24 protein-coding genes are annotated in these 23,287 nt (G+C 39.4%); 3 read left to right on the forward strand and 21 right to left on the reverse strand.

Annotated features, from left to right (window positions below; all coding sequences use genetic code 11):
• Positions 1-80 precede the first annotated feature (80 nt).
• Positions 81-779 (reverse strand): YneB family resolvase-like protein, encoded by a 699-nt coding sequence (locus tag A33I_RS08740; RefSeq protein ID WP_420796755.1) that lies wholly within the window; start codon positions 777-779, stop codon positions 81-83.
• The gene (locus A33I_RS08745) at positions 742-1,035 is read right to left on the reverse strand and encodes a hypothetical protein (protein ID WP_022628093.1); all 294 of its coding nucleotides are present in this window, start codon (positions 1,033-1,035) and stop codon (positions 742-744) included. The genes A33I_RS08740 and A33I_RS08745 overlap by 38 nt, the downstream gene beginning before the upstream one ends.
• 148 nt (positions 1,036-1,183) lie before the next feature.
• Between A33I_RS08745 and lexA the strand changes: the two genes are divergently transcribed.
• Positions 1,184-1,807 (forward strand): transcriptional repressor LexA, encoded by a 624-nt coding sequence (gene lexA / locus A33I_RS08750; RefSeq protein WP_012959290.1) that lies wholly within the window; start codon positions 1,184-1,186, stop codon positions 1,805-1,807.
• Between the two features lie 142 nt (positions 1,808-1,949).
• Here the strand turns inward: lexA and A33I_RS08755 are convergent, their stop codons facing one another.
• The 3 genes from A33I_RS08755 to A33I_RS08765 all read right to left on the reverse strand — a co-directional run bounded on the left by A33I_RS08755 (position 1,950) and on the right by A33I_RS08765 (position 2,882).
• Entirely contained in the window at positions 1,950-2,210 is a 261-nt protein-coding gene (locus A33I_RS08755; RefSeq protein ID WP_022628094.1) for a hypothetical protein, read from the reverse strand.
• A gap of 64 nt (positions 2,211-2,274) precedes the next feature.
• Positions 2,275-2,508 (reverse strand): hypothetical protein, encoded by a 234-nt coding sequence (locus tag A33I_RS08760; protein ID WP_022628095.1) that lies wholly within the window; start codon positions 2,506-2,508, stop codon positions 2,275-2,277.
• Between the two features lie 41 nt (positions 2,509-2,549).
• Positions 2,550-2,882, reverse strand: coding sequence for a hypothetical protein (locus tag A33I_RS08765; RefSeq protein WP_022628096.1), 333 nt, complete (start codon positions 2,880-2,882; stop codon positions 2,550-2,552).
• A gap of 184 nt (positions 2,883-3,066) precedes the next feature.
• On the opposite strand from A33I_RS08765, the gene A33I_RS20830 reads away from it, so the two are divergent.
• Entirely contained in the window at positions 3,067-3,228 is a 162-nt protein-coding gene (locus A33I_RS20830) for a hypothetical protein (RefSeq protein WP_022628097.1), read from the forward strand.
• A gap of 35 nt (positions 3,229-3,263) precedes the next feature.
• Here the strand turns inward: A33I_RS20830 and glnA are convergent, their stop codons facing one another.
• The 5 genes from glnA to spoVK all read right to left on the reverse strand — a co-directional run bounded on the left by glnA (position 3,264) and on the right by spoVK (position 8,837).
• A complete protein-coding gene (gene glnA / locus A33I_RS08770) occupies positions 3,264-4,613 on the reverse strand; it encodes a type I glutamate--ammonia ligase (RefSeq protein ID WP_022628098.1) in 1,350 nt (449 codons plus the stop codon).
• Between the two features lie 107 nt (positions 4,614-4,720).
• A complete protein-coding gene (locus tag A33I_RS08775) occupies positions 4,721-5,116 on the reverse strand; it encodes a MerR family transcriptional regulator (RefSeq protein ID WP_022628099.1) in 396 nt (131 codons plus the stop codon).
• Positions 5,117-5,287: 171 nt separating this feature from the next.
• Positions 5,288-6,535 carry a methionine gamma-lyase family protein gene (locus A33I_RS08780; protein WP_022628100.1) on the reverse strand — a complete coding sequence of 416 codons (1,248 nt, stop codon included), beginning with the start codon at positions 6,533-6,535 and terminating at the stop codon, positions 5,288-5,290.
• Between the two features lies 1 nt (position 6,536).
• Complete coding sequence (gene hflX / locus A33I_RS08785; protein WP_022628101.1) at positions 6,537-7,808, reverse strand: GTPase HflX; 1,272 nt, start codon at positions 7,806-7,808, stop codon at positions 6,537-6,539.
• A 75-nt stretch (positions 7,809-7,883) separates the two neighbouring features.
• Positions 7,884-8,837, reverse strand: coding sequence for a stage V sporulation protein K (gene spoVK / locus A33I_RS08790; protein WP_022628102.1), 954 nt, complete (start codon positions 8,835-8,837; stop codon positions 7,884-7,886).
• Between the two features lie 174 nt (positions 8,838-9,011).
• Between spoVK and A33I_RS08795 the strand changes: the two genes are divergently transcribed.
• Positions 9,012-10,001: a tyrosine-type recombinase/integrase gene (locus A33I_RS08795; protein WP_022628103.1), complete on the forward strand. Its 990-nt coding sequence runs from the start codon at positions 9,012-9,014 to the stop codon at positions 9,999-10,001.
• 43 nt (positions 10,002-10,044) lie between these two features.
• Here the strand turns inward: A33I_RS08795 and hfq are convergent, their stop codons facing one another.
• From hfq to A33I_RS08850, 11 genes are all read right to left on the reverse strand, one after another.
• A complete protein-coding gene (gene hfq / locus A33I_RS08800; protein WP_012959300.1) occupies positions 10,045-10,275 on the reverse strand; it encodes an RNA chaperone Hfq in 231 nt (76 codons plus the stop codon).
• A 50-nt stretch (positions 10,276-10,325) separates the two neighbouring features.
• Complete coding sequence (gene miaA, locus A33I_RS08805) at positions 10,326-11,264, reverse strand: tRNA (adenosine(37)-N6)-dimethylallyltransferase MiaA (RefSeq protein ID WP_022628104.1); 939 nt, start codon at positions 11,262-11,264, stop codon at positions 10,326-10,328.
• A 3-nt stretch (positions 11,265-11,267) separates the two neighbouring features.
• Positions 11,268-12,059 (reverse strand): class I SAM-dependent methyltransferase, encoded by a 792-nt coding sequence (locus tag A33I_RS08810; RefSeq protein WP_022628105.1) that lies wholly within the window; start codon positions 12,057-12,059, stop codon positions 11,268-11,270.
• A 29-nt stretch (positions 12,060-12,088) separates the two neighbouring features.
• Positions 12,089-14,065: a DNA mismatch repair endonuclease MutL gene (gene mutL / locus A33I_RS08815; RefSeq protein WP_022628106.1), complete on the reverse strand. Its 1,977-nt coding sequence runs from the start codon at positions 14,063-14,065 to the stop codon at positions 12,089-12,091.
• Between the two features lie 32 nt (positions 14,066-14,097).
• Positions 14,098-16,740: a DNA mismatch repair protein MutS gene (gene mutS, locus A33I_RS08820; protein WP_022628107.1), complete on the reverse strand. Its 2,643-nt coding sequence runs from the start codon at positions 16,738-16,740 to the stop codon at positions 14,098-14,100.
• Between the two features lie 142 nt (positions 16,741-16,882).
• Complete coding sequence (locus A33I_RS08825; RefSeq protein WP_022628108.1) at positions 16,883-17,458, reverse strand: outer spore coat protein CotE; 576 nt, start codon at positions 17,456-17,458, stop codon at positions 16,883-16,885.
• A 247-nt stretch (positions 17,459-17,705) separates the two neighbouring features.
• A complete protein-coding gene (locus A33I_RS08830) occupies positions 17,706-18,134 on the reverse strand; it encodes a YlbF/YmcA family competence regulator (protein ID WP_022628109.1) in 429 nt (142 codons plus the stop codon).
• Complete coding sequence (gene miaB, locus A33I_RS08835) at positions 18,134-19,759, reverse strand: tRNA (N6-isopentenyl adenosine(37)-C2)-methylthiotransferase MiaB (RefSeq protein WP_022628110.1); 1,626 nt, start codon at positions 19,757-19,759, stop codon at positions 18,134-18,136. Before miaB ends, A33I_RS08830 begins: the two co-directional genes overlap by 1 nt.
• Before the next feature lie 186 nt (positions 19,760-19,945).
• The gene (locus tag A33I_RS08840) at positions 19,946-20,812 is read right to left on the reverse strand and encodes a 2-oxoacid:ferredoxin oxidoreductase subunit beta (protein WP_022628111.1); all 867 of its coding nucleotides are present in this window, start codon (positions 20,810-20,812) and stop codon (positions 19,946-19,948) included.
• 1 nt (position 20,813) lies between these two features.
• Complete coding sequence (locus tag A33I_RS08845; RefSeq protein WP_022628112.1) at positions 20,814-22,556, reverse strand: 2-oxoacid:acceptor oxidoreductase subunit alpha; 1,743 nt, start codon at positions 22,554-22,556, stop codon at positions 20,814-20,816.
• A gap of 339 nt (positions 22,557-22,895) precedes the next feature.
• Positions 22,896-23,156 carry a stage V sporulation protein S gene (locus A33I_RS08850; protein ID WP_012959310.1) on the reverse strand — a complete coding sequence of 87 codons (261 nt, stop codon included), beginning with the start codon at positions 23,154-23,156 and terminating at the stop codon, positions 22,896-22,898.
• Between the last annotated feature and the right edge of the window lie 131 nt (positions 23,157-23,287).

Here is a 23,287-nt window from a genome sequence, read left to right on the forward strand (position 1 = left end):
TATCTAAATATGAACAAATCCTACTGTATCATGAATCTATAAACACTATCAAGTGAGGTGATTGAGCTTTACGAGCTAATTTAGCTGTTTAAATCTTCATTTGATTTCGCTTCTTCATATTCACGATATCGGCGATGGACAGTGGCTTTTGAAACATCATAACCAAAACCTCTTAATGTCGCAGCTATATCATGAAAAGTTAATTTACGCTCACGAAGCCGGACAATATCTTCAATGGGTACTTCCTTTTTATCTCTGCCGCCCATTCTGTCGCCGCTTAGATTATCTTGAGGTCTATATCCCCTTTCCACCGCTGCCCTCATCCCTCGCTTTATTTTCAAATTATGTAATTTACGTTGATACTCTTCAACAATTGAGACGATATCAAGAACCATCGAATCTGCTTCCGATAGGCGCAGCTCTCCCTCATCCTGAATCGTATAGATTGTAATATTATCTTTTCGGAGCTGATGAAGGATAGCCATCTTCGCATGTCCGCGCCCAAGCCGAGTATCATCTTGGACCAAAACTGATTGTGCTTTATCTTCCTTAATAAGGTCTAGTAATTTCAATATTCCTTCACGATCGATTTCATAACCGCTTGCTTTCTCTTCAATTACGTGCACCACTTCTAGCCCGTAATCTTCAGCTATCTTTTCTAATTCACTTTTCTGTCTTTCGATGGATGTTTGCTGTGTTTCTTTTTTTGTGCTTACTCTACAATAAATAATAGCTTGGTTATTATTTATCATTTTGCTTGTCTTTTTGTTCGTACGCATAGGCATACAGATTTTCAATCTCCTTTGTTGATTCATCTTTGTTAAAAGCATCTAATTGGCCGGCTTTTATAACTTCACCGTTTGAGAGCGGCTCTTGCTCATTATTAACTAATTCATACTCTTGTGCAATCGTATTTGTCTTATCCTCTTGGTCTGTATTTCCACCTGAGAAAAGAATCGAGCTATACATAAACATCAATGCGAAAACCGCAGTAATCATAATAAATAATTCTTGTCCTGAAAATTTTCTAATCATTTTCATCACCCCATAAGAATGTTTGTTCCCATTTACTATAAATGAGAACACTCGTTTGTGTCAAGCTAATTTTAGAACTTATGTTTGCATTACGTATGTTCGCATGGTACAATTTAGTCAAGAAGGAAACAAAAGCGAGGTGTTATTCGTGTCAAAACTATCAAAACGTCAACAAGAAATCCTAGATTACATTAAGATAGAAGTGAAGAAAAAAGGTTATCCCCCTTCTGTACGTGAGATTGGAGAAGCGGTGGGACTAGCGTCAAGTTCAACTGTTCACGGCCATTTATCTAGACTTGAGAAAAAAGGTTTAATCAGACGAGACCCTACCAAGCCTAGAGCAATCGAAGTACTAGAAATGGATGAGCTGGATCCAGTTGTTCATGAGAAGAAAACAGCTTACGTTCCGATTGTAGGTAAAGTCACTGCCGGTATGCCTATTACCGCCATCGAGAACGTTGAAGAATACTTGCCTCTTCCTGATCACCTGGTAACAAATGATTCCGTTTATGTTCTTGTTATCCAAGGAGATAGTATGATAGAAGCCGGTATTTACGATGGCGATATGGTTATTGTCCGTCAGCAACAAACTGCTAATAACGGCGATATCATTGTCGCAATGACGGAAGAAAATGAAGCGACAGTGAAACGCTTCTTCCGTGAAAAAGATTACATTCGATTACAGCCGGAGAATTCTACTATGGAACCAATCTTGCTAAAAGACGTAACAGTTCTCGGAAAAGTCATCGGAGTGTTCCGTACCCTTCATTAAAGATTCAAATAAAAGCTTGTCCTCAAATACGCTTGTTCTCTATATTATGAGGACAAGCTTTTTTTATGATTGTATTTATAAAAAAGATGAAAAGTTTACAAGCTAGAAAGCTTTCAAACTTTTCATCTATATGAACAAGAGTTTAAAACGCCCACGGCCTGATGAGCGGAGCATTGTGATCTTCTTTGCTCGTTTTATACCCTCTTCGTCTAAACTGCCGGTCCATCTCTCTTACCATCGTACGATATTGATTCTGATCCAACCGTCCATCTGCAAATAAGTAACATGCAAAGGCATACGCTAAAGCAGAAGTGTCAATATTTACGGTTACATCAACATCTGAATTTCCACTTTCATGAACGAAAGCTTTCGTTTCTGTTTGATTACGATTACGATGTTGCATCGTCATTCACCTCTCTTATGTTGAAATGGGCATTAGCTATGCTAATACCCATTAAATAACGGAATTATCTACGTGAACGTGCACGTGCACGAGCATAAGCTTCTGCATCTACGAAAACGTCTACTTCTGAGTTACCGCTGTCATCTACATAAGACTCATTAAAGTTAAAGTTGTAGTTCTTATCCTTTAACGTATTTTCATTATCTACACGGTTGCGGTTCTTATTATGACTATCAACTTCTGCATTTAACCAAACACCAGCAACATCACGACGTCTTTCTCTTTTCTTACGACCCATTTTATTCTCCTCCTCATTTATGGTCTTAACTTCTCAGCTGCCTACCAAAACCAATTCCAGCATTTACAGCAATGTTTTCTTCTGCGGTCGCCTGCTACAGGACCTCTATCGTGATCCTTACGGCGCCTGCGATCTTGATCACCTGCTACTGGGCCGCCGCCATCGCCGCTGCGTGCATTTGCTCTAGCAAACGCCTCAGTATCTACAAATACATTAACATTAGAGTTTCCACTATCTTCTACATAGGAATAGTTAACGTTATAGTTGTAGTTCTTATCTTTTAAAGTATTCTCATTTTCTAACTTATTTTCATTCTTGTTATTTGCCCATACGTCAGAGCCACCGTGATCACATTTCTTATGACACCACCACATAACTTTCCCTCCTTTTTTCTTGGAATACTTATATGTATGTCATGTAGTATGATAGCGTATAGACAAGACTCTAGTTTTCGTTTTATTTTTTTACAATATTTATAAATGGCAGGCATTTTATTGTGATAAATTAAAAGAAGTAATTGTCTTTTGGAATGGAACGTACTTAATGGAGGTTTTGTTTGTGAAAGAAAAAGATTTAGATTTAAAAAAGAACTTGAACGAAGATGTATTTGAAATGATTCGGAGGTATGAAGAAGCCGGGAAAACGAAAGAAGAGTTTTTAGAAGACCTTAATGTAATTTATCAAGAGTTTCTAAAGGAAAATAAAAATAATGAATTTTAAAAACCCCTTTAACTATGTTAAAGGGGTTAGTTGTATTAATAAGAAGACATATATTGCTCGCGCTCCCAAGGGTGAACTTGTGTGCGGAACATGTCCCACTCGATTTCTTTTGCTTCCACAAAGTGCTCAACTGCATGCTCACCAAGAGCTTTTACAAGAACTTCATCTTTAACAAGTTTATCAAGAGCATCTTTAAGTGTGGCTGGAAGGTCGTTGATACCTTCTTCTACACGCTCTTCTTTACTCATTACATAGATGTTACGATCTGTTGCTGGTGGCGGCGTCATTTTCTTTTTGATTCCATCTAGACCTGCAGCAAGAAGAACAGCCATTGCAAGGTAAGGGTTAGCAGCCGGGTCTGGACTACGAACTTCAATACGAGTACTCACACCGCGAGAAGAAGGAATACGTACTAGCGGGCTACGGTTTTTCATTGACCAAGCCACATATACAGGAGCCTCATATCCTGGAACTAAACGTTTGTATGAGTTCACGATTGGGTTCGTAATAGCTGTGAAAGCTTCAGCATGCTTTAGAGTACCGCCTAAGAAATGCATAGCTGTTTCACTAAGCTGCGAATCTGTAGACTCGTCATAAAATACGTTGCCGGTTTCGTCAAATAATGACATGTTACAGTGCATACCAGAACCGTTTACACCAAATAACGGCTTAGGCATGAACGTCGCATGTAAACCATGCTTACGTGCAATTGTTTTAACTACTAATTTAAATGTTTGAATATGGTCACACGCTGCAACCGCATCAGCATATTTAAAATCAATTTCATGCTGGCCTGGAGCAACCTCATGGTGAGATGCTTCAATGTCAAAGCCCATATCTTCAAGTTCTAATACGATGTCACGGCGGCAGTTCTCACCTAAATCAGTTGGTGATAAATCAAAGTATCCACCTTTGTCATTAAGTTCAAGAGTCGGTTCACCGTTTGCATCATTCTTGAATAAGAAGAACTCTGGCTCAGGACCAATATTGAATGCAGTAAAGCCCATATCCTTAGCTTCAGCTAAAACGCGCTTTAAAATACCACGAGGATCGCCTTCGAATGGTGTTGGCTCTTCACCTGGCTCACCTGGTTGATAAATATCACAGATTAAACGTGCCACTTTACCTTTTTCCGGCGTCCAAGGAAAGACAACCCATGTATCAAGATCTGGATATAGATACATATCTGATTCTTCAATACGAACAAACCCTTCAATTGATGAACCATCAAACATCATTTTGTTATCTAATGCTTTTTCAAGCTGATCAACTGGGATTTCTACGTTTTTAATTGTTCCTAATAGATCAGTAAATTGTAAACGAATAAATCTTACGTTATCTTCCTCAGCAATTCGCATAATATCTTCGCGTGTGTACTTTGACATTGTTATGTATTCCCCTTTCAAATTCTTTAAAAATGTATTTGTAGAATCGGTTCCCTAAACTAGATTACCCTGATTCCATTCTCACGAAACCGATTCATACAGCCTTTTTAATGGAAAAATCTAGATAACTGACCTTGAATAATTGATGCTCTGCCGTTTCTTCCTGCCATCATTAAATCTTTTTTAAGATGATTTCTTAATTCTCGGTCAGAAAGCGGCTTTTTAGAAGCTTCTTCTTGATCAGTACTCATTTGTACTTGCTGTTTCATTTGAATAATTTGTTTAATTCCTGAAATGTTAACCTTTTGATCTAGCAATGCTTTAATCTCTAATAATCGATCTACATCATTAAACGAGAATAATCGTTGATTCCCATCGGTTCTAGCAGGCTTTATTAATTCATGCTGCTCATAATAACGAATCTGCCTAGCTGTAAGTTCTGTCAGCTTCATTACTATCCCTATCGGAAACAAAGGCATGCTGCGACGAATTTCATCATTCATCTTGCCACCTCCTTGTCTTCTCATAGATTAGTATAAACAATGTCAGCTTCTTTGTCAAACTGATGTTAGCTTACCTAACACAATTTTTTTCAATATTTTCTCTTTAAATAGAAAGTTCAGAAATATATCCAGTGAAAAAAGCGTTCAACCGACCAGATTGAACGCTCTCTTTTATATAATTCGATCAAGTGCTTGTAAAACGGCAAGCTTTACGTGTTCATAAGTAAGTCCGCCTTGCACGTACGCAAGGTAAGGAGGTCTTATTGGACCATCGGCAGTTAACTCGATGCTTGCCCCTTGAATAAATGTACCTGCTGCCATAATCACGTCATCTTCATACCCCGGCATGTAACTTGGCTGCGGTTTCACATGCGCATTTATAGGAGAAGCAGCTTGGATCTCTTGACAGAACGCTATCATTGTTTTAGCATCTTTAAAGCGAACAGATTGAATTAAATCTGTACGTCTTTCATCCCAATGAGGAGAAGTCTCCATCCCTGCTTCTTCTAAGCATGCCGCTGTAAATACAGCGCCCTTTAAAGCTTGAGATACTACATGGGGAGCTAAGAAAAATCCTTGGTACATTTCTAGCAGGCTGTATAAGCTAGCACCTCCTTCAGCCCCAATACCAGGTGCAGCAAGACGATAGGAAGCCAGTTCAATTAATTCCTTATCCCCGACAATATAGCCGCCAGTTTTAACAAGGCCGCCGCCAGGATTTTTAATTAAAGAGCCGGCAATTAGATTAGCCCCCACTTGAGTTGGTTCTAATGTTTCAACAAATTCGCCGTAGCAATTATCAACAAAAACAATTACGTCCTCTTTAATTGAGCGTACAAAGTCAATCATTTCTTTAATTTCGTGGATGAAATAAGAAGGACGATCCCCGTAGCCTTTTGAACGTTGAATCCCTATCATTTTTGTATTAGTATGAATCGCCTCTTTGATTGCATTTTTATCAATCCAGCCATCTTCTACTAACGGAACGGCTTTATAGCTTATTCCAAATTCCTTTAACGATCCATTTCCATTACCTCTGATTCCAACGATCTCTTCAAGGGTATCATAGGGCTTTCCTGTGATGTATAATAGTTCATCGCCAGGCCTAAGCACTCCAAATAATGTCGTAGCAATCGCATGGGTCCCTGAAATGATCTGCGGACGAACGAGTGCGGCTTCACCGCCGAACACATCAGCATAAACACTTTCTAAAGTATCTCTTCCTGCATCATCATATCCATAGCCAGTAGAGGGTGTAAAATGAAAATCAGATACTTGATGCGCCTTAAAGGAAGCCATTACCTTTGCTTGATTGAAAAGAGCGGTTTCTTCAATCTCACGGTGGTGGCCGGCAATGTTTTCCTCTGCTTTTTTCGTTAGTTGCTTAAGCTTTTCTTGATGTGTAAAAGTTTCGTACATTTTATGACTCCTTCAGTAAACGTTCTTTTAACTGACTATAAATAGATGTATTTTCTAAAGCATGTCCTTCAATGACATAAGCTTCCCTGGATTCATCAAATTGCTGGGTATAAATCATTGTTTCTTGTCTAGCGGCAGCTAAAATATGACCTTCATCTGCTTTAATGATTGATCGATAAGGCATCATCATTCCCTTTAATGCTTGTTCAATTTTCACCTTTAAAGCGAGCAGATCTTCCTCATTATAAGCACTCATTATGATTGAGTCTTTTGTATGAGTCGGAATAAAAACATCCGTTTTTTGATCGGCTTTATTATAGATTAGCAGCTGTGGAATGGAATGTGCTTCTAGTTCTTCTATTAATTTAATTACCGTTCTTTCATGTTGTTCATAATCCGGATGAGAGCAATCAACAACATGTAATAATAAATCCGCTTCTTTTAGCTCTTCTAACGTGGAGCGGAATGATGCAACAAGGGTCGTTGGCAAATCTTGAATAAATCCAACGGTATCAGACATTAACACTGAAAATCCACTTGGAAGGTGAAGCTGTCTTGTCGTCGGATCAAGCGTGGCAAATAATTGATCTTCTTCAAGCGTGTCGGCTTTTGTTAACCTGTTTAAAAGAGTTGATTTCCCTGCATTTGTGTATCCGACTAAAGCAAGTTGTATAACTGCATTCTTTTTTCGTTTTTCACGATATCTTACCCTGTGATTAACGACAGCTTCAAGCTGCCGCTCAATTTCATTCATTCTCCTTCTAATATGACGCCGGTCCGTCTCAAGCTGCGTTTCCCCCGGACCTCTTGTTCCGATTCCGCCTCCTTGTCTTGATAGAGCTAGACCTTGTCCAGATAATCTGGGTAGCAGATATTTAAGCTGGGCTAATTCCACTTGCAGCTTACCCTCTCTGGATTTTGCCCGCGAGGCAAAGATATCAAGGATCAACTGAGTTCTATCAATAACCGCTATACCGCACTCGGCATGAAGGTTTCTCATTTGACTTGCTTGTAACTCATCATTGAAAATAACAAGATCAGCTTCTGTCTCTTCTATAAGATTTACAAGCTCCTGCACTTTCCCTTTTCCGACATACGTAGAAGGCTCAACCTTTTCTCTTTTTTGCGTGATCGTTCCTACGACTTTTCCCTTGGCGGTTTTAGCAAGGCTCTCAAGCTCTGCGATCGATTGTTCAAACTCTTCGTCCTCTCGATTCACTTGGCACCCTACAAGTATTACATGCTCAATATTCCTTTGCTTTATATCTTGCATATTTGGCACATCCTCACTTCAACATCGTAATGTTATCTAAAAAAGCCAGGCACACACACGCCCGGCCTCTGCTCATTACTTAAGCTTAACATGAGAAGCATCAAAATTAAAATCTTCTTTTTCTAGAGTCACAAGGGATTCACGATCATACAGCCCCTCTTTTAATAACCGAACAGCCTGCATACGAATAGCTTCCTCTATTATATTACGAATATATCTACCATTTGAAAATGTTTTTTCTTGTTCCAGCCTTAATTTTCGCAAATGTTCTTTTACGTGTCTCTTTGCCTCGTCCGTAAGCTCATACTCTCTTTCAATCACCATCCTTGCGGCCATCTCAAGCAGCTCTTCTGAAGTGTAATTTGGGAAGTCAATTGCAATTGGAAACCGTGATGGGAGTCCTGGATTTAACGAAAGAAAATACTCCATTTCTCTTTGATACCCAGCTAAAATCAACACAAATTCATGCTGTTGGTCTTCCATCGCTTTCACTAGAGTATCAATGGCTTCCTTTCCAAAATCCTTCTCTCCCCCGCGCGATAATGAATAAGCTTCATCAATAAATAATACCCCGCCATTTGCTTTCTTAATGACCTCACGTGTTTTTTGAGCCGTGTGCCCAATATATTCCCCTACTAAATCCGCTCTCTCCACTTCAATTAATTGACCTTTCGCTAATACATTCATTTCATGAAAAAAAGAAGCGATCATACGAGCAACCGTTGTCTTTCCCGTCCCTGGATTTCCTTTGAAGATCATATGGAGCACTTGCTTAGAAGCTCTAAGTCCTAATTCTTTTCGTTTTTGATTAATATAGAGCCATGCATAGATTTCTTTTATCAGCCTTTTCACTTCATTTAATCCTACGTACTCTTCAAGCTCCTTTTCAAAACGATCTAAAATTTCATGTTTTTGGCGATCTTGCTCAGATTTAAATAAGGAATCTGCTTCATTTGTATGTGGAGTCTGTTTGTGGTTTAAAACAACATTAATACGCCCATTCTTTCTCGTATTGACTCGGTCATTCATGCAAAACACCCCTTTATTACCGAGTTCGGTGCATTACTAGACAGTATCTATTCATTCTTATTCATACGCTAAGTGGAATGAAAGTGTGACAAATGCCTAGAAGGATGAGGATTAAAATGAAAATATTCCTATTTTTTTGCTATAATACATTCATAGAAAGGGAGGGATCCATACATGTCTGTTTCCACACCTGAATTTATTACAGATTATATTGACTCTCTATATGAAAAGGGACGGAAGGAGACTACGATAAAACGATATCGTTATGACCTTCTAGATTTCCTTGAGTGGATGAAGGATCACAATAAACCATTAACAATAGAGGGCTTTGACTCTCTTTCAAATGATGAAATTGCCCTTTTCTTTGACGAGTTAATTAAACATCGTTCCTACAAAATACGTACAACAAGAAGAATTTATTCCGTGATTCAACAATTAGCCAGATTTTATATAAAAAAAGGACAACTTCAGACACACGCCATTCTTTTCTACACTCAGCCAGAATTGATTCAAACTCCCTTACAACGAAAGGAATGGGTAAGCTCTGCTGAAGCCGGCCAGCTCTTTTCTGTCGTTCGTTCTTATGAAGGATTAAGCGAAAATCAAATGAGAGCACGCCCACTATTAATTGCTCGTAACGAATGTCTTTTACATTTATTATTACATTATGGATGTTCTCTGCACGAGGCAGCTTCCCTTACCACTCGTGATGTACGATTTGAACGTAATGAGATACGTGTCCAATCTGAAAAAGGGATATCAAGAATTGTACCGATCACTCACGAGCATAAACAGCTTGCCTACAACTACTTAAAGACGATCCCAGAAGCAGTAAGACCTAAGCTTTTTTCAGATGATCCCTTTTTTGTAGCTTTTGATTTTCAACGCGGTACGTTCCGCTGGTTATACGAAGAAGATCAACCGAAACAATTAACGATTATCTCTATTCAAAAAATGATTCGACAGGAAGTGGAAAGAGCGGGGCTGCGGAAAGGAATTTCAGCGCAGCATTTAAGACACACCTATATTCTTAGAAAACTACTAAATGGTGACGATGCGATCTCCTTGCAGCAGCAGCTTAGCTTTAAATCACTTCTATCACTTAAGCGCTACACTCTTACAATCAGTCAATTGACAGAAGAGCAGAAACGAGAATTACAATAAAAAAAGCTTTGGACAAAAGTCCAAAGCTTTTATAAATGATTTCTTATACTTCATCAGATTTCAATTGAACATTGCGTTGAGGAGCGAAGGTTGAGATCGCATGTTTATATACAAGCTGCTGCTTCCCTTCAGACTCGAGAATAATCGTAAAATTATCAAAGCCCTTAACATGGCCGCGTAATTGAAAGCCGTTTAATAAAAAGACAGTTACTGAGATGTTTTCTTTACGTAGTTGGTTCAAAAATTGATCTTGAATATTGATGGATTGTTTCATTAGAAGTCCTCCTCTTTATATCTCTATCCTTGTTTATTCGAGTTCTTTTTTCAATTTCCTTCTAAAAATTTTTCTACTGTGAAATTTACAATGTCTTGATAGTGCTTTGTCGGCTCATCGACAGACACAGAATACCATGCAGCATCCGTTTTATTTTTGAACCAGGTGAGTTGTCTTTTGGCATATCTTCTCGAGTTTTGCTTTAACACCTCAATCGCTTCATCCCTTGTATAAAGTCCGTCAAAATAAGCATAAATCTCTTTATAACCAATCGCTTGAATCGATTGACAATCACGAAGCCCTTGATCATAAAAGTGTTTCACCTCATCAAAAAGTCCAGCTTCTACCATTAAATCTACTCGTTTATTAATGCGGTCATATAAGTCTACACGATCCATTGTTAACCCAATCATCACTAAATTATACAAGGATTCTTGTTTTTCTTCGGTTTGCTGCTCCGAAAATAATTCCCCTGTCACATAGTTTACTTCTAGAGCCCGGATGACCCTCCTTACATTATTAGGATGAATCTTTTCACATGCTCTAGGATCGATCTCCATTAGTTTTTGATAGAGCGCTTCGTTACCGTTCTTCTCGGCTTCTTCTTCAAGCTTTTTTCGATACGTAACATCTGTCGGAACTTCGGCAAAATCGAATCCGTGTGTGACAGCATTCACATAAAGCCCTGTACCGCCAACCAAGATTGGCAGCTTTCCTCTCTTAGTGATATCAGTAATAAGCGGGCGGCATAATTCTTGGAATTCAGCTACTGAAAAAGGCTTGTCCGGCTCTTTAATATCAATGAGATAATGTGGGATGCCCTCTTGTTCCTCTTTTGTCACCTTAGCCGTTCCAATATCCATACCCTTATATATCTGCATCGAATCTCCGCTAATAATTTCGCCATTCATTGTCTTTGCCACATGAATGCTAAGAGCCGTTTTACCAACTGCTGTTGGACCGACAATCGCCATTAATCTTTCTTTCATTCCTTACACACCTCTATTTGTAGTAACATCAATAAAACCATAGTGGAAAGCTGCATGCTGGCGTTTCATTTGCTTAAATCCAAACTTGTTAAAGCGTTCACTTTGCCAATGGTCTTTAAGAACGACTTTCTTTTTGGCTACACGTTTTGCGTGAAAGAGCACTTCTTCATCAATATCATCATGACATGCTATGCCTTTTAACCCTTTTATTCCTGCAGAGGTTTCAACATGCACCTCAAACATTGGGTCAAAGTAAACGACATCAATTGAAGAGGAAGAGGCTTGTTGTAAATAGGGTAGATGATGAGTATGAATTACGTTGATCTCCCTCATCCGCTTAATCATCTCTTTTGGCCCTTCCTGCCATTCTTTAAGACCTTCTTTAACAATATAAGCCGCCTCTCGATTTGCTTCTAACCCAGTGACACATCCTTTTTCACCAACCGCAAGCTTTGCCATTAAACTGTCAGAAGCAAGCCCAAGTGTACAATCAAGAAAGCTCATCCCCTCTTTTAAATCCGCCACATCAACGAGTGGATCCCTCATCCCTCTTAACCATTGCTTCACACGAAACATAGCAGAACTCGGATGATAGAAAAAAGGCTCCATTCTATCTTCTGTATACAACGTTAACCTGCTTTTAGCGACGACAATCACTTTGCTTTTGTGAGTGTTCAACAGCTCATCTACTGATGCATCATCCCTCTTTATGAACAAACCATTAAGGTGACTGGCTACTTCTTTCGCTTTTCCTTCTAATTTGCTTGCTTGTTTCCTTGCAGTCGTTACGATCATGTTTTCCTCTTCTTTCTGAGTATTAGCTTCTACATCACGCGCTTAAACATTTTCTCAAGTTCATATGAAGAGAAATGAATAAGAATCGGCCTTCCGTGAGGACAAGTAAAAGGATCACTGCTTTTCCGCAATGATTCAAGCAGAGCAAACATTTCATCTTGCCTTAAATGACGATTTGCTTTTATCGATGCTTTGCAGCTCATTAAAATAGCCGCCTCTTCTCTTAAGCGTTTAATATCAATTTTTGCCGTTGTAAGCAGGTGGTCAATAATTTCTCTAATCGTTTCTTCTTCAAGACCTTTAGGCAGCCATACAGGATGAGAACGCACAATATAGGTTTTAGAACCAAATTCTTCTAAAAATACTCCTACTTGTTTCAAATCATTTAGATGCTGCTCAATAATGATCGCCTCTTGGTTCGTACACTCGATCGTCATCGGAACTAACAACTCTTGCGTTTCCCTTGGTACTTCTCCAACTTTTTCTCTATAATACTCATATTTTATTCGTTCCTGCGCAGCATGTTGATCAATCAGATACATTCCGTTTTCATTTTGAGCCACAATATACGTTCCATGCATTTGCCCAACTGGATACATCACCGGAACCCTGTCATGAAGCTCGTTTGTTTGTTTCTCATGTGCACTGCTCGTAAAGTCGCCCTCTGTGTTATGCGTCTTTAACATTTCTAGGGAATCTTCTTGATTTTCTTCAAGATAATCTTCTTTAACCTTCCTTTTTTCAACCTTATTTTCTTCTACCTTACTTCCTTCAGCCTTATCGGATATTTTCACGCCAGCTCCGTCTTTTTCTCTCGTTCCAGCTTCCTTAACGATTGACGGCAGAGCATCCTTCGCATGTTTCCCCTCTGTTTGCTCACTACCATTATTTACTTGATTTAATAGTGATTGATCAAATAGTGATGAATCAGTATTTGCAGAAGCCTTCTCAAATGGAAGTGTCTCCTGGTAATGTGTTTGTTTAGGTTTTTCGGTGGTATGTTTTATTTCAGGGATAAGAGTTTGTTTATTAAAAGCTGATTGGATAGACGAGGTAATAAGCTTAGCTAGTTCATCTTCTTTACTCAAACGAACTTCAAGTTTTGATGGGTGAACGTTCACATCAATTAACGTAGGGTCCATCTCAATACTTAGCACAACGACCGGGTACCTTCCGATCGGCAATAATGTATGAAATCCTTCTTGAACTGCTCTAGCAAGATGAAAATTACGTATATATCTTCCGTTAATAAATAAACTCATGTATTGTCTGGACGCTCTTGTTACTTCAGGCTTTGCAACATACCCCTCGATCGAATAATCAAGAGAGGTACCCGAGACAGCAACCATTTCTTTGGCTACATTTCGTCCGTAAATCGAGGCAATAACCTGCCTCACATCTTTATTCCCGCTCGTCTTAAGCATCTCTTTACCATTATGATAGAGGGAAATAGCCACATTTGGATGAGCTAAGGCCAGACGATTGACGACATCACTTACATGGCCCGCTTCTGTGTGAACTGTTTTTAAATACTTCAAGCGAGCAGGGGTATTATAAAATAAATTCTGAACGATGACTTCTGTTCCTTTACGGGTTTTTGAAGGGGTGCGTGAAGTAATATGGCCGCCTTCTAAAGTCAGCTCTACACCTGGTCCCTCACCCGTACACGTTCTCATCGTTAAATGTGACACAGACGCTATACTCGGCAACGCCTCGCCGCGAAACCCTAATGTGCGAATTTGGAAAAGATCGCGGTCGGTTTTAATTTTACTTGTCGCATGTCTATAAAATGCCGTTTCTACATCATCAGCTTGAATCCCATCGCCATTATCAAGGATGCGAATCGATGACATTCCGCCTTCCTCCATTTCGATCAAGATGTTCGTACTGTTTGCATCTAACGCATTCTCAAGCAGTTCTTTTACAATTGAAGCCGGACGCTCGACTACTTCTCCAGCTGCAATCTTGTTAGACAGAAACGCATCTAATTTTACAATTTGAGCCATCGATTCTTCCTCCTCTCACATTTTTATCCTGCTTACTTCAGCTCTTGCTGGCAGTCATTTATTAACTTCATTATTTCAAAAGGGGATAAGTTCATCAGATCTGCCTCTTGAATCTTTTTAAGAACATCCATTTCTTTTGTATAAAGTTTATTTCTGTCATTTTTCTTTTCAACAGTTTTTTGATTCTTATTATCTATCAGTTCTTCTCCAAATAATGAAAGCTGTGTGACGGGCTCTTTCACTTTTGAATTATCGGTTTCATTCCCTATTTCCACTTCTGTTGAAATGGAAGCTTTTTGGTTTTGCCCTTCAAGTACTTTTAATAATTGTTCAGCTCGGCTCGTCACTTCTTTTGGAAGCTCTGCTAATTGTGCCACATAAATTCCGTAACTTCGATCAGCTTGTCCATCTACTACTTTATGCAGAAAGACGACCTTACCCTCTTCTTCTACTGCTGATACATGGACATTTTGAACATGCTCTAACTCATCACTAAGGGCTGTCAATTCATGATAATGAGTTGAAAACAATGTCTTTGCTCCAATCTCATTATGAATATATTCTATGATGGCTTGTGCAAGGGCCATTCCATCATACGTCGATGTGCCTCGTCCAATCTCATCTAATAATATTAAACTGCATTCCGTTGCTTTACTTAGAGCGTATTGCGTCTCAAGCATTTCAACCATAAATGTACTTTGTCCGCTTGCTAAATCATCAGCGGCTCCAATTCTTGTGAAAATTTGATCGAAAATGGGAAGCTCTGCTTTTTCTGCAGGAACAAAACATCCGATCTGAGCCATGATGGACAGGAGGGCGAGCTGGCGCATATACGTACTCTTACCAGCCATATTAGGTCCGGTAATTAAGAGCATTTCACGCCCTGGGTGCAGAGCTACATCATTTGGAACATATTCTCCTTTTTGAATAACTGATTCTACAACTGGATGACGCCCTCCTTCAATCAGCACATCACCTACCGGACGTAATACCGGCTTTTGATAATGTTGTTTCTCACTCACCGTTGCAAAACCTAAAAGCACATCAATTTCACTGATTGTTTGTGCGAGTGCCTGCAAGTGAGGGACATAGTCTTTTACCTGTTCTCTAATCATGACAAATAAATCATATTCCAGCTGTTCCATCTTTTCTTCTGCTTCAAGAATTAATGCTTCTTTTTCTTTCAGTTCTGGTGTGACAAAGCGTTCAGCATTAGTCAGCGTTTGTTTTCGCTCATACCTGCCTTCTTCAAGCAGATGTCTGTTTGCTCGGGTCACTTCTAAATAATATCCGAACACTTTATTGAATCCGACTTTTAATGATTTAATGCCTGTCTCATGTCTTTCTTTTTGTTCGAGTTCAGCAATCCATCTCTTTCCGTTCACACTTGCATCCCGGTACGTATCAAGCTCTTGATTAAACCCTTCTAAGATCATACCCCCGTCCTTAATAGAAATTGGAGGGTCTTCTACGATGCTTCGCTCAAGCAAGTCAATCACTTGTTCAAACGGCGCTTGGTTAGTAAACCAGCGATCTTTAAAAGAGTCATCTAAACTCGTCACTTTCTCTTCTATCAAAGGAATCTTTTGTAACGACTTCTTCAACTGAACTAACTCTCTTGCATTTACATTTCCATAAGCAATTCGCCCTGCTAAGCGTTCAAGGTCATATACTTGTCTTAGCTCATCACGAATCTCTTCACGCAAGAAGTAATCATTCATAAATGCAGTCACTGCTTTTTGACGCCCGCTTATTTTTGCCTCATCAAGTAAAGGTCTTTCAATCCAGCGTTTTAATAAACGTCCGCCCATTGCAGTGACCGTATGATCTACAATGCTCAAAAGCGAACCTTTCTTCTTTTTCTCGCGCAGCGTCTCAACAAGCTCTAAATTACGCTTCGTATGCAAATCAAGCTTCATATATTCTTCTGCATGATACCACTCTACTTTTTGAAGGTGGTCAAGTGATCGTTTCTGAGTGCGGCTTAAGTAATTTAATAATCTTCCATACGTAGTGACAAGCTTAGATTGCGAGAGGTCTTCAACTAAATGCTTATATCTCTCATCCAGCGCTGCTTCTTCCTCATAAGAAACCGTAACACCTAAGAGGCGCTCTAATTCTGTTAACTGTTCACGTTCTACATTCGGGCTCACAACGATTTCTTTTGCACCAGTTGCACTTAACTCTTGCAGCAGTTCTGTTTGTCCTCCTTGAATCATTGTCACCGCGCCTTCACCAGTTGTCAGATCACAACGTGCGATTCCAATTGATTCATCTTCAAACATACTGAAACTCGTCAAGTAATTATTCTCTTTCTCTCGAATCATTTTTCCGTCCATGACTGTTCCTGGTGTGAGCATCTTGACGACTTCTCTTTTCACTACACCTTTTGCGGTCTTTGGGTCCTCCACTTGTTCACAAATAGCTATTTTATAGCCTTTTTCAACCAGCCTAGACATATATTGATCAGCAGAATGATAAGGGACACCGCACATCGGAATTCGGTCCTCTCCTTGCCCTCTGCCTGTTAATGTGATCTCTAATTCTTGTGCTGCTTTTACAGCATCATCAAAAAACATTTCATAAAAATCGCCTAAACGAAAAAATAAAAAGGCATCCTCATATTGTGCCTTAATTTCTACATATTGCTGCATCATTGGGGTTAGTTGTGCCATTATTCTCCTCCACCGTTCCTAAAAACATTCACCTTATTATAACACAGGGCCCTGCTCATCGCATTAGATCACAACACCGCTGAAGACTATCTACTTGTGCACAAAAAAAGTCAGAAAGATAAGCTCCTTCTGACTCTAGTTATTAATTATCCATTTCTTTATGCAGGAAATTCGGGTCAAGCTTCTCATATTCTTCATCACTAATGTCATCAAACTCATCATCTTCCACATCAAACTCTTCGATCATTCCATCAGGATTTACAGCCACCGCCATCTTTGTTTCACCGATACAGTCTACAACAAATTCTCTTTCTACCTCAACATTTACGTGTTCCCCGTTTTCTGAGATCGATGCTTCAAGAGTATTTGGCTGCTGCAAGGCCCGTGCAAATACTTCCATATCGTCTGATAATACGTTTTCATCCTGCATGGATAGTGGAATCACATCCGTATAGTTTACCGTTTGAGTCGCCACTTCCGTTTTGGTGTTGTCGTTGTAGGAAAACCATAAATTAACATCATAGCTTCCATCTACTTCTACATTGCTTCCTTTTTTCTGCGCACCGTATTTGTGGTTAATAATCCAGCAACCTAAAATACTTGACGGTTTGTGTGCAGGTTTTATTTTATGTGTAGCCTCAGAGAATTTTCGCCCCTTCCCACAAACCGCCTTTGTGATAATTTCCCGATACATTCCGTCATTTCTTGTTTGTGCCATGTAATTGAACCTCCTATTCTCTTATCCGTCCCATGGTGGTCGTGTCGGCTACTGCCTACTTACTCCCCCATTTTCTTTCATGCCCATTGTATGCGGGCTAATTAATGAATGTGCGAAAAGAATATCATACCTGTTACTCTTTCCTTATCACGTTATGAGGCAAGATTAGGTTTTAGTACAGGAAATCAACTTACGTAAACAAAAAAATAACCTTACATTCCTCTAGGGAACATAAGGTTACAATCTGTTATTGGCATCCGCCATCAAAATAAGGACTTTTTGTTGTCGTCCCTTTTAAAAGGTCTCCGCCCATCGATGTAATAATTTCATCAGTCACTGTTTTAGAGATTGTTTTTGACACCATTTGAAGTAGTTCATTTACTTCAATTTGGCTTTGCTTAAATTCTTGAACAAGAGGAATTTCATCAATTTCCTGGTGAAGCGCATCAATTTTTTGATCAACTTCTTTTAATGCTTCTGCTTTATTGTAATGCTGCAGATTCACAGCTTCCTTTTGAAGCTTTTTGATCTCAGCAATCAGCTCTTGTACTCTCAGGTGTTCATTGATTTTTTTCTCTGCTTGTTTAAAGAAATCTACTTCTTCCGTTTCAGCCATCATTTTCGCAAGTTCTTTTGCTTTCATTCGAATATCTTCTCTTGTATATGTTGCATTCATTATACATGCACCTCCGCATTTTCAACCAATTCTCCAGTTAATGACCATGTTTTTGCTTCATTTACTTTTACATACACAATCTCGCCTATAATTGACTTCGGACCTCTAAAGTTAACAAGACGATTTGTTCGTGTACGGCCTGCTAATACATCAGGATCTTTCTTGCTTTCACCTTCAACGAGTACTTCTACGACTTGGTCTTGATAATCAAGGTTTTTCTTAGCTGAAATTTCATTGACTAAGGCATTTAATCTTGCAAGACGTTCTTTTTTCACTTTCATAGGGACATTATCCTTCATCTTAGCAGCAGGCGTTCCCTCACGAGGTGAATAAATATAAGTGAAAGCACTATCAAACTCAATTTCGCGTACAAGTGATAAGGTGTCTTCAAACTGCTCTTCTGTCTCATTTGGGAAACCGACGATTAGATCCGTTGTAAAGGATGCATTAGGAATAGCCATTTTGATTTTATGAGCAAGCTCTACATACTGTTCTCTTGTATATTTTCTTGCCATAAGCTTTAAGATATCTGAATTTCCGTGCTGAACAGGCAAGTGGATATGTTCTACAAGATTGCCCCCTTTAGATAAAACCGAGATCAAATGGTCATCAAAATCTCTTGGGTGGCTTGTTGTAAAGCGTACACGTGGAATATCAATTTTATGAATATCATCCATTAAATGTCCCAGGCGGTAATCACGGTCTTTCAGATCTTTTCCGTACGCATTCACATTTTGACCTAGCAGGGTAATTTCCTTATAGCCTTGGCGAGCGAGATCACGAACCTCATCAATAATATCCTCAGGCAGACGACTGCGCTCTTTACCGCGGGTATAAGGTACGATACAGTACGTACAAAACTTGTCACAGCCATACATAATGTTGACCCATGCTTGAGTTTTACCCTCACGCTTACGGGGCATATTCTCTACAATGTCCCCTTCTTTTGACCAAACTTCAATCACCATTTCTTTTCCATAAATAGCGTTTTGAAGAAGGCTTGGCAAGCGGTGAATATTATGTGTACCAAAAATAATATCAATATGCTGATGCTTTTGCATAATACGGTTTACGACATTCTCTTCTTGAGACATACAGCCGCATACCCCTAAAATCACTTCCGGTCTTTCTTTCTTTAAAGACTTTAGGTGCCCGATTTCACCAAACACTTTATTTTCCGCATTTTCACGAATGGCACACGTATTAAGCAAAATGACATCTGCATCTTTTGTGTCATCTGTTTCAGTAAAGCCCATTTCCGTTAGAAGGCCGGCCATGTTCTCTGAATCATGCGTATTCATTTGACAGCCATACGTGCGGATGTGAAATGTCTTTCCCCTGCCTATTCCTTGCATGGATTCAGGAATTAAATCATCTGGTCTAAGGACTTGTACATCTTCTTTCCCTCGACGCTTCCCTTGCTTATAATCAGGTTGGTCAGTGATTTGAATATCACGGCCTTGAATACGAATAATTTTTTTATTTTCTTCTTCTGAAATAATTTTTGCATGTGAGAAATCGAAATACTTACTGTAATCTTTTTTCGCACCGTCTGAGGATTTTACGTCCTGTTCGGATTGACTTTCTGTATTTCCTAAGCGTCCTAAACGCTGATCTTCATTCATCGTTCTATCTCCTTCCACCTGAATCGATCAGAAACGTTCCAATTGCAATCGTTTAATCATATTATCCTAATACATAGTTCAATTGTATATTATAAAGATGTTTCTTGTGAAAAACAATGAAACTTGTATGACATCAATGCCTTCTCTGTATAGAAAAGAGTCTGGCATATGCCAGACTCTTTATTCTTACATAAATTCAGCCATCATTTTATTGAATTTCTCTTCATCTAAAGCGAGGTCATGAGTCGCTAATGGCTGGTCTGAATAGCCATCTAGAAGCTCTTGGTATGAAGGCTGTTGACTATTTTGATAGATTAACCCTGTTACTAACCCATTATGCTCCATCAGCGTCTGCATTGCAGTCATTCGGTTAGATGCATCATACTCTTCCACATCGCTTAACTTAGTGATATTTTGTTTAAACCAATCATACGTATTCACCTTGTTAAATGTCACACATGGACTGAAAACGTTAATTAAAGAGAAACCTTTATGATTGATTCCTTGCTCAATTAATGATGTTAATTCTTTAAGATCACTTGAGAAGCTTTGCGCCACAAACGTAGCACCTGCTGTAAGAGCCATTTCCATAACATTAAGAGCTGATTCAACAGAACCGTTTGGTGTACTCTTTGTTTTAAATCCGACATCACTACGAGGAGACGTCTGGCCTTTTGTTAGACCGTAAATTTGGTTATCCATGACGATATAGGTCACGTCAATATTACGGCGGATTGCATGGATCGTGTGTCCCATCCCAATTGCGAATCCATCTCCGTCACCACCAGAAGCAATAACAGTTAAGTCTTTATTAGCCATCTTTACCCCTTGAGCAATCGGCAAGGCACGGCCATGGACCCCATGAAGACCATACGCATTAATATAGCCAGAAATACGTCCTGAACATCCGATCCCTGATACTACAGCAAGGTTATCTGGCTCTAAGCCGACATTTGCTGCCGCACGTTGTATCGCTGCTTGAACAGAAAAGTCTCCACAACCTGGGCACCAATTTGGCTTTATTTTGTTACGAAACTCTTTAAATGTCGCCATCTTAGACCAACTCCTTGCATGATTGATGTAATTCATTCGGCAAGAATGGATTTCCATCATATTTTAATAGATTTTGAATTTTGTCCGTTCCGATATTCATCTTAATAATCGTAGCAAGCTGAGCTGTCGCATTATTCTCTACTACAACGACTTTTTTAGCACGGTCAATCAAAGGCTTTAGTTCATCTGCTGGGAACGGGTGCAAGAGACGCACTTGAGCATGGTTCACTTTTACCCCGTCAGCCTCAAGACGCGGCATTGCTTCTTGAATCGTTCCGCGGGTGGAGTTAACACCAATTACTAACAGATCTGCCTCGTCATGCTTGGCATCTACATATAAAGGATCTTTAAACTGTTTTGGCAGATTATTCACTTTGCGCATACGTTTATCCATTTGCGCTTTACGATTTTCTGGACTTTCTGATGGTTTTCCTGTCTCATCATGTTCAACACCCGTCACATGATGCACACCATTTTTCATCCCTGGAATCACACGTGGTGAGATGCCGTCTTCTGTTACTTCATAGCGCTTAAAATACGCACTGTTTTCTCTCTCAGGAAGCTCTGCTGCAAGATCTAGTTTGCCGCGGCGAATCTCCACTCGATTAAAATCAAGAGGTTCAACCGTTTGTTTCCCAAGTGACAAAGCTAAATCAGTCACAAGGATAACTGGGCATTGATATTCTTCGGCTAAATTAAATGCTTCTACTGTATCATAGAAAGCTTCTTCTACCGAGCTTGGAGCGATAACAATTTTAGGGATATCTCCATGAGTGCTGTAGATCATCGCCATTAAATCAGATTGCTCTTGTTTCGTTGGAAGTCCTGTACTAGGGCCTCCACGCTGAGTATCCATAATCACAAGCGGGGTTTCAGTCATACCCGATAAGCCGATCGCCTCAGCCATTAAAGAAAGACCAGGGCCTGCAGATGCTGTAAATGAACGTACACCGGCATAGTTTGCACCGATCGCCATTGTACACGCTGCAATCTCATCTTCAGTCTGAATCACTGTTCCGCCAAATTCAGGGAGCTTCTTAATCATATATTCCATAATTTCTGATGCGGGGGTAATCGGATAAGCTGCCATAAATCGGCTTCCTGCAGCTACCGCACCCATCCCAATAGCATCATTACCAATCATAAACATGCGTTTTTTTCCATCCGCTTTTTCCAGCTGTAAGTTTGGCAGGTTTCCATCTGCTTCATCTTTAAAATGAGCCGCTCCTGCATGAATTGCTTCCATGTTTTTATCAACAATGGATTGCCCTTTTTTCAAAAAGATTTCTTCAACAACTTCACGGTATTCATCAGGCTCTAATCCTAAAATCGCACTAGAAGCACCAACTGCAACCATGTTCTTCATTAATGAAGTGCCAAGATCATTCGCAATCTCTGTGAAAGGAACAGCGAATAAACGGGCTACACTACCTTCAGGCAGCACTGGATTAAATTTAGCATCTGCAATAACAACGCCTTCCTCACGAAGCTCATGAATATTGACATCTATTGTTTCTTGGTCAAATGCTACGAGAATATCTAAGTCATCCGAAATCGAATTCAGCGGTGTCGTACTAACGCGGATTTTATTATTTGTGTGACCACCTTTTATACGTGATGAAAAGTGACGATATCCATATAAATAGTACCCTAAACGGTTAAGTGCCGTTGCAAAAATTTCACCGGTACTTTCAATACCTTCACCCTGCTGCCCTCCAACTTTCCAAGACAATTGGTTTCTCATCTGCTCCACTCCTTTGGCTGTAGCCATTTTTCTCTATGTTCTATCTAAGTAATAATAAAAACTGAGTAATATTAAAAACTGAATAATAATGAAAAGTATTAAATAAAATAAGTGTATCATCATTCCGAGTAATTTAATAGATTTACTAAAAATTGATTAAATGAAAGATTTACTTTCAAACGTCATAATGATAGTCCTTCTCAAAGAAAAAAGCAAGTTTTTTCACCTTTATTTGACAGAGTTCCTTCTATAGTCGAAAGGTGGAGAGAAATAAAAAAAGCGCAAGCCTATACGGCCTGCACTTTTTTTAAATGATCATTGTCAGTCATTTACAAATGACTATCTTGGTTCAATAATAAGCTTAATGGCTGTCCGTTCTTCTCCATCAATTTGAATATCCGTAAAAGCTGGAATGCATACTAAATCAATACCGCTTGGTGCAACAAACCCTCTAGCAATCGCAATAGCTTTAATCGATTGGTTGAGAGCTCCTGCTCCAATTGCTTGAATTTCTGCAGACCCTTTTTCACGGATAACACCGGCTAGAGCGCCAGCTACAGAATTTGGTGTAGATTTTGCTGAAACTTTTAATACTTCCATTTCTTGTACCTCCTCATACGTGTCTCAATTAGGTTATCTAGCCTTAGACGATGATGAACAGTTAGTTACTTAAATCACAGCACCTAGCCTTGTACAAGATGATGCTCTACTTCATACGTATTTCCACAACC

The organism is Alkalihalophilus marmarensis DSM 21297, assembly GCF_000474275.2.
GTDB classification, from domain to species: domain Bacteria; phylum Bacillota; class Bacilli; order Bacillales; family Bacillaceae_D; genus Alkalihalophilus; species Alkalihalophilus marmarensis.

Coding starts and splice junctions, on each gene's coding strand:
- A33I_RS08740 (WP_420796755.1), bottom strand. CDS start 779: ATGCGTACGAACAAAAAGACAAGCAAAATGATAAATAATAACCAAGCT.
- A33I_RS08745 (WP_022628093.1), bottom strand. CDS start 1,035: ATGATTAGAAAATTTTCAGGACAAGAATTATTTATTATGATTACTGCG.
- A33I_RS08755 (WP_022628094.1), bottom strand. CDS start 2,210: ATGCAACATCGTAATCGTAATCAAACAGAAACGAAAGCTTTCGTTCAT.
- A33I_RS08760 (WP_022628095.1), bottom strand. CDS start 2,508: ATGGGTCGTAAGAAAAGAGAAAGACGTCGTGATGTTGCTGGTGTTTGG.
- A33I_RS08765 (WP_022628096.1), bottom strand. CDS start 2,882: ATGTGGTGGTGTCATAAGAAATGTGATCACGGTGGCTCTGACGTATGG.
- glnA (WP_022628098.1), bottom strand. CDS start 4,613: ATGTCAAAGTACACACGCGAAGATATTATGCGAATTGCTGAGGAAGAT.
- A33I_RS08775 (WP_022628099.1), bottom strand. CDS start 5,116: ATGAATGATGAAATTCGTCGCAGCATGCCTTTGTTTCCGATAGGGATA.
- A33I_RS08780 (WP_022628100.1), bottom strand. CDS start 6,535: ATGTACGAAACTTTTACACATCAAGAAAAGCTTAAGCAACTAACGAAA.
- hflX (WP_022628101.1), bottom strand. CDS start 7,808: ATGCAAGATATAAAGCAAAGGAATATTGAGCATGTAATACTTGTAGGG.
- spoVK (WP_022628102.1), bottom strand. CDS start 8,837: ATGAATGACCGAGTCAATACGAGAAAGAATGGGCGTATTAATGTTGTT.
- A33I_RS08795 (WP_022628103.1), top strand. CDS start 9,012: ATGTCTGTTTCCACACCTGAATTTATTACAGATTATATTGACTCTCTA.
- hfq (WP_012959300.1), bottom strand. CDS start 10,275: ATGAAACAATCCATCAATATTCAAGATCAATTTTTGAACCAACTACGT.
- miaA (WP_022628104.1), bottom strand. CDS start 11,264: ATGAAAGAAAGATTAATGGCGATTGTCGGTCCAACAGCAGTTGGTAAA.
- A33I_RS08810 (WP_022628105.1), bottom strand. CDS start 12,059: ATGATCGTAACGACTGCAAGGAAACAAGCAAGCAAATTAGAAGGAAAA.
- mutL (WP_022628106.1), bottom strand. CDS start 14,065: ATGGCTCAAATTGTAAAATTAGATGCGTTTCTGTCTAACAAGATTGCA.
- mutS (WP_022628107.1), bottom strand. CDS start 16,740: ATGGCACAACTAACCCCAATGATGCAGCAATATGTAGAAATTAAGGCA.
- A33I_RS08825 (WP_022628108.1), bottom strand. CDS start 17,458: ATGGCACAAACAAGAAATGACGGAATGTATCGGGAAATTATCACAAAG.
- A33I_RS08830 (WP_022628109.1), bottom strand. CDS start 18,134: ATGAATGCAACATATACAAGAGAAGATATTCGAATGAAAGCAAAAGAA.
- miaB (WP_022628110.1), bottom strand. CDS start 19,759: ATGAATGAAGATCAGCGTTTAGGACGCTTAGGAAATACAGAAAGTCAA.
- A33I_RS08840 (WP_022628111.1), bottom strand. CDS start 20,812: ATGGCGACATTTAAAGAGTTTCGTAACAAAATAAAGCCAAATTGGTGC.
- A33I_RS08845 (WP_022628112.1), bottom strand. CDS start 22,556: ATGAGAAACCAATTGTCTTGGAAAGTTGGAGGGCAGCAGGGTGAAGGT.
- A33I_RS08850 (WP_012959310.1), bottom strand. CDS start 23,156: ATGGAAGTATTAAAAGTTTCAGCAAAATCTACACCAAATTCTGTAGCT.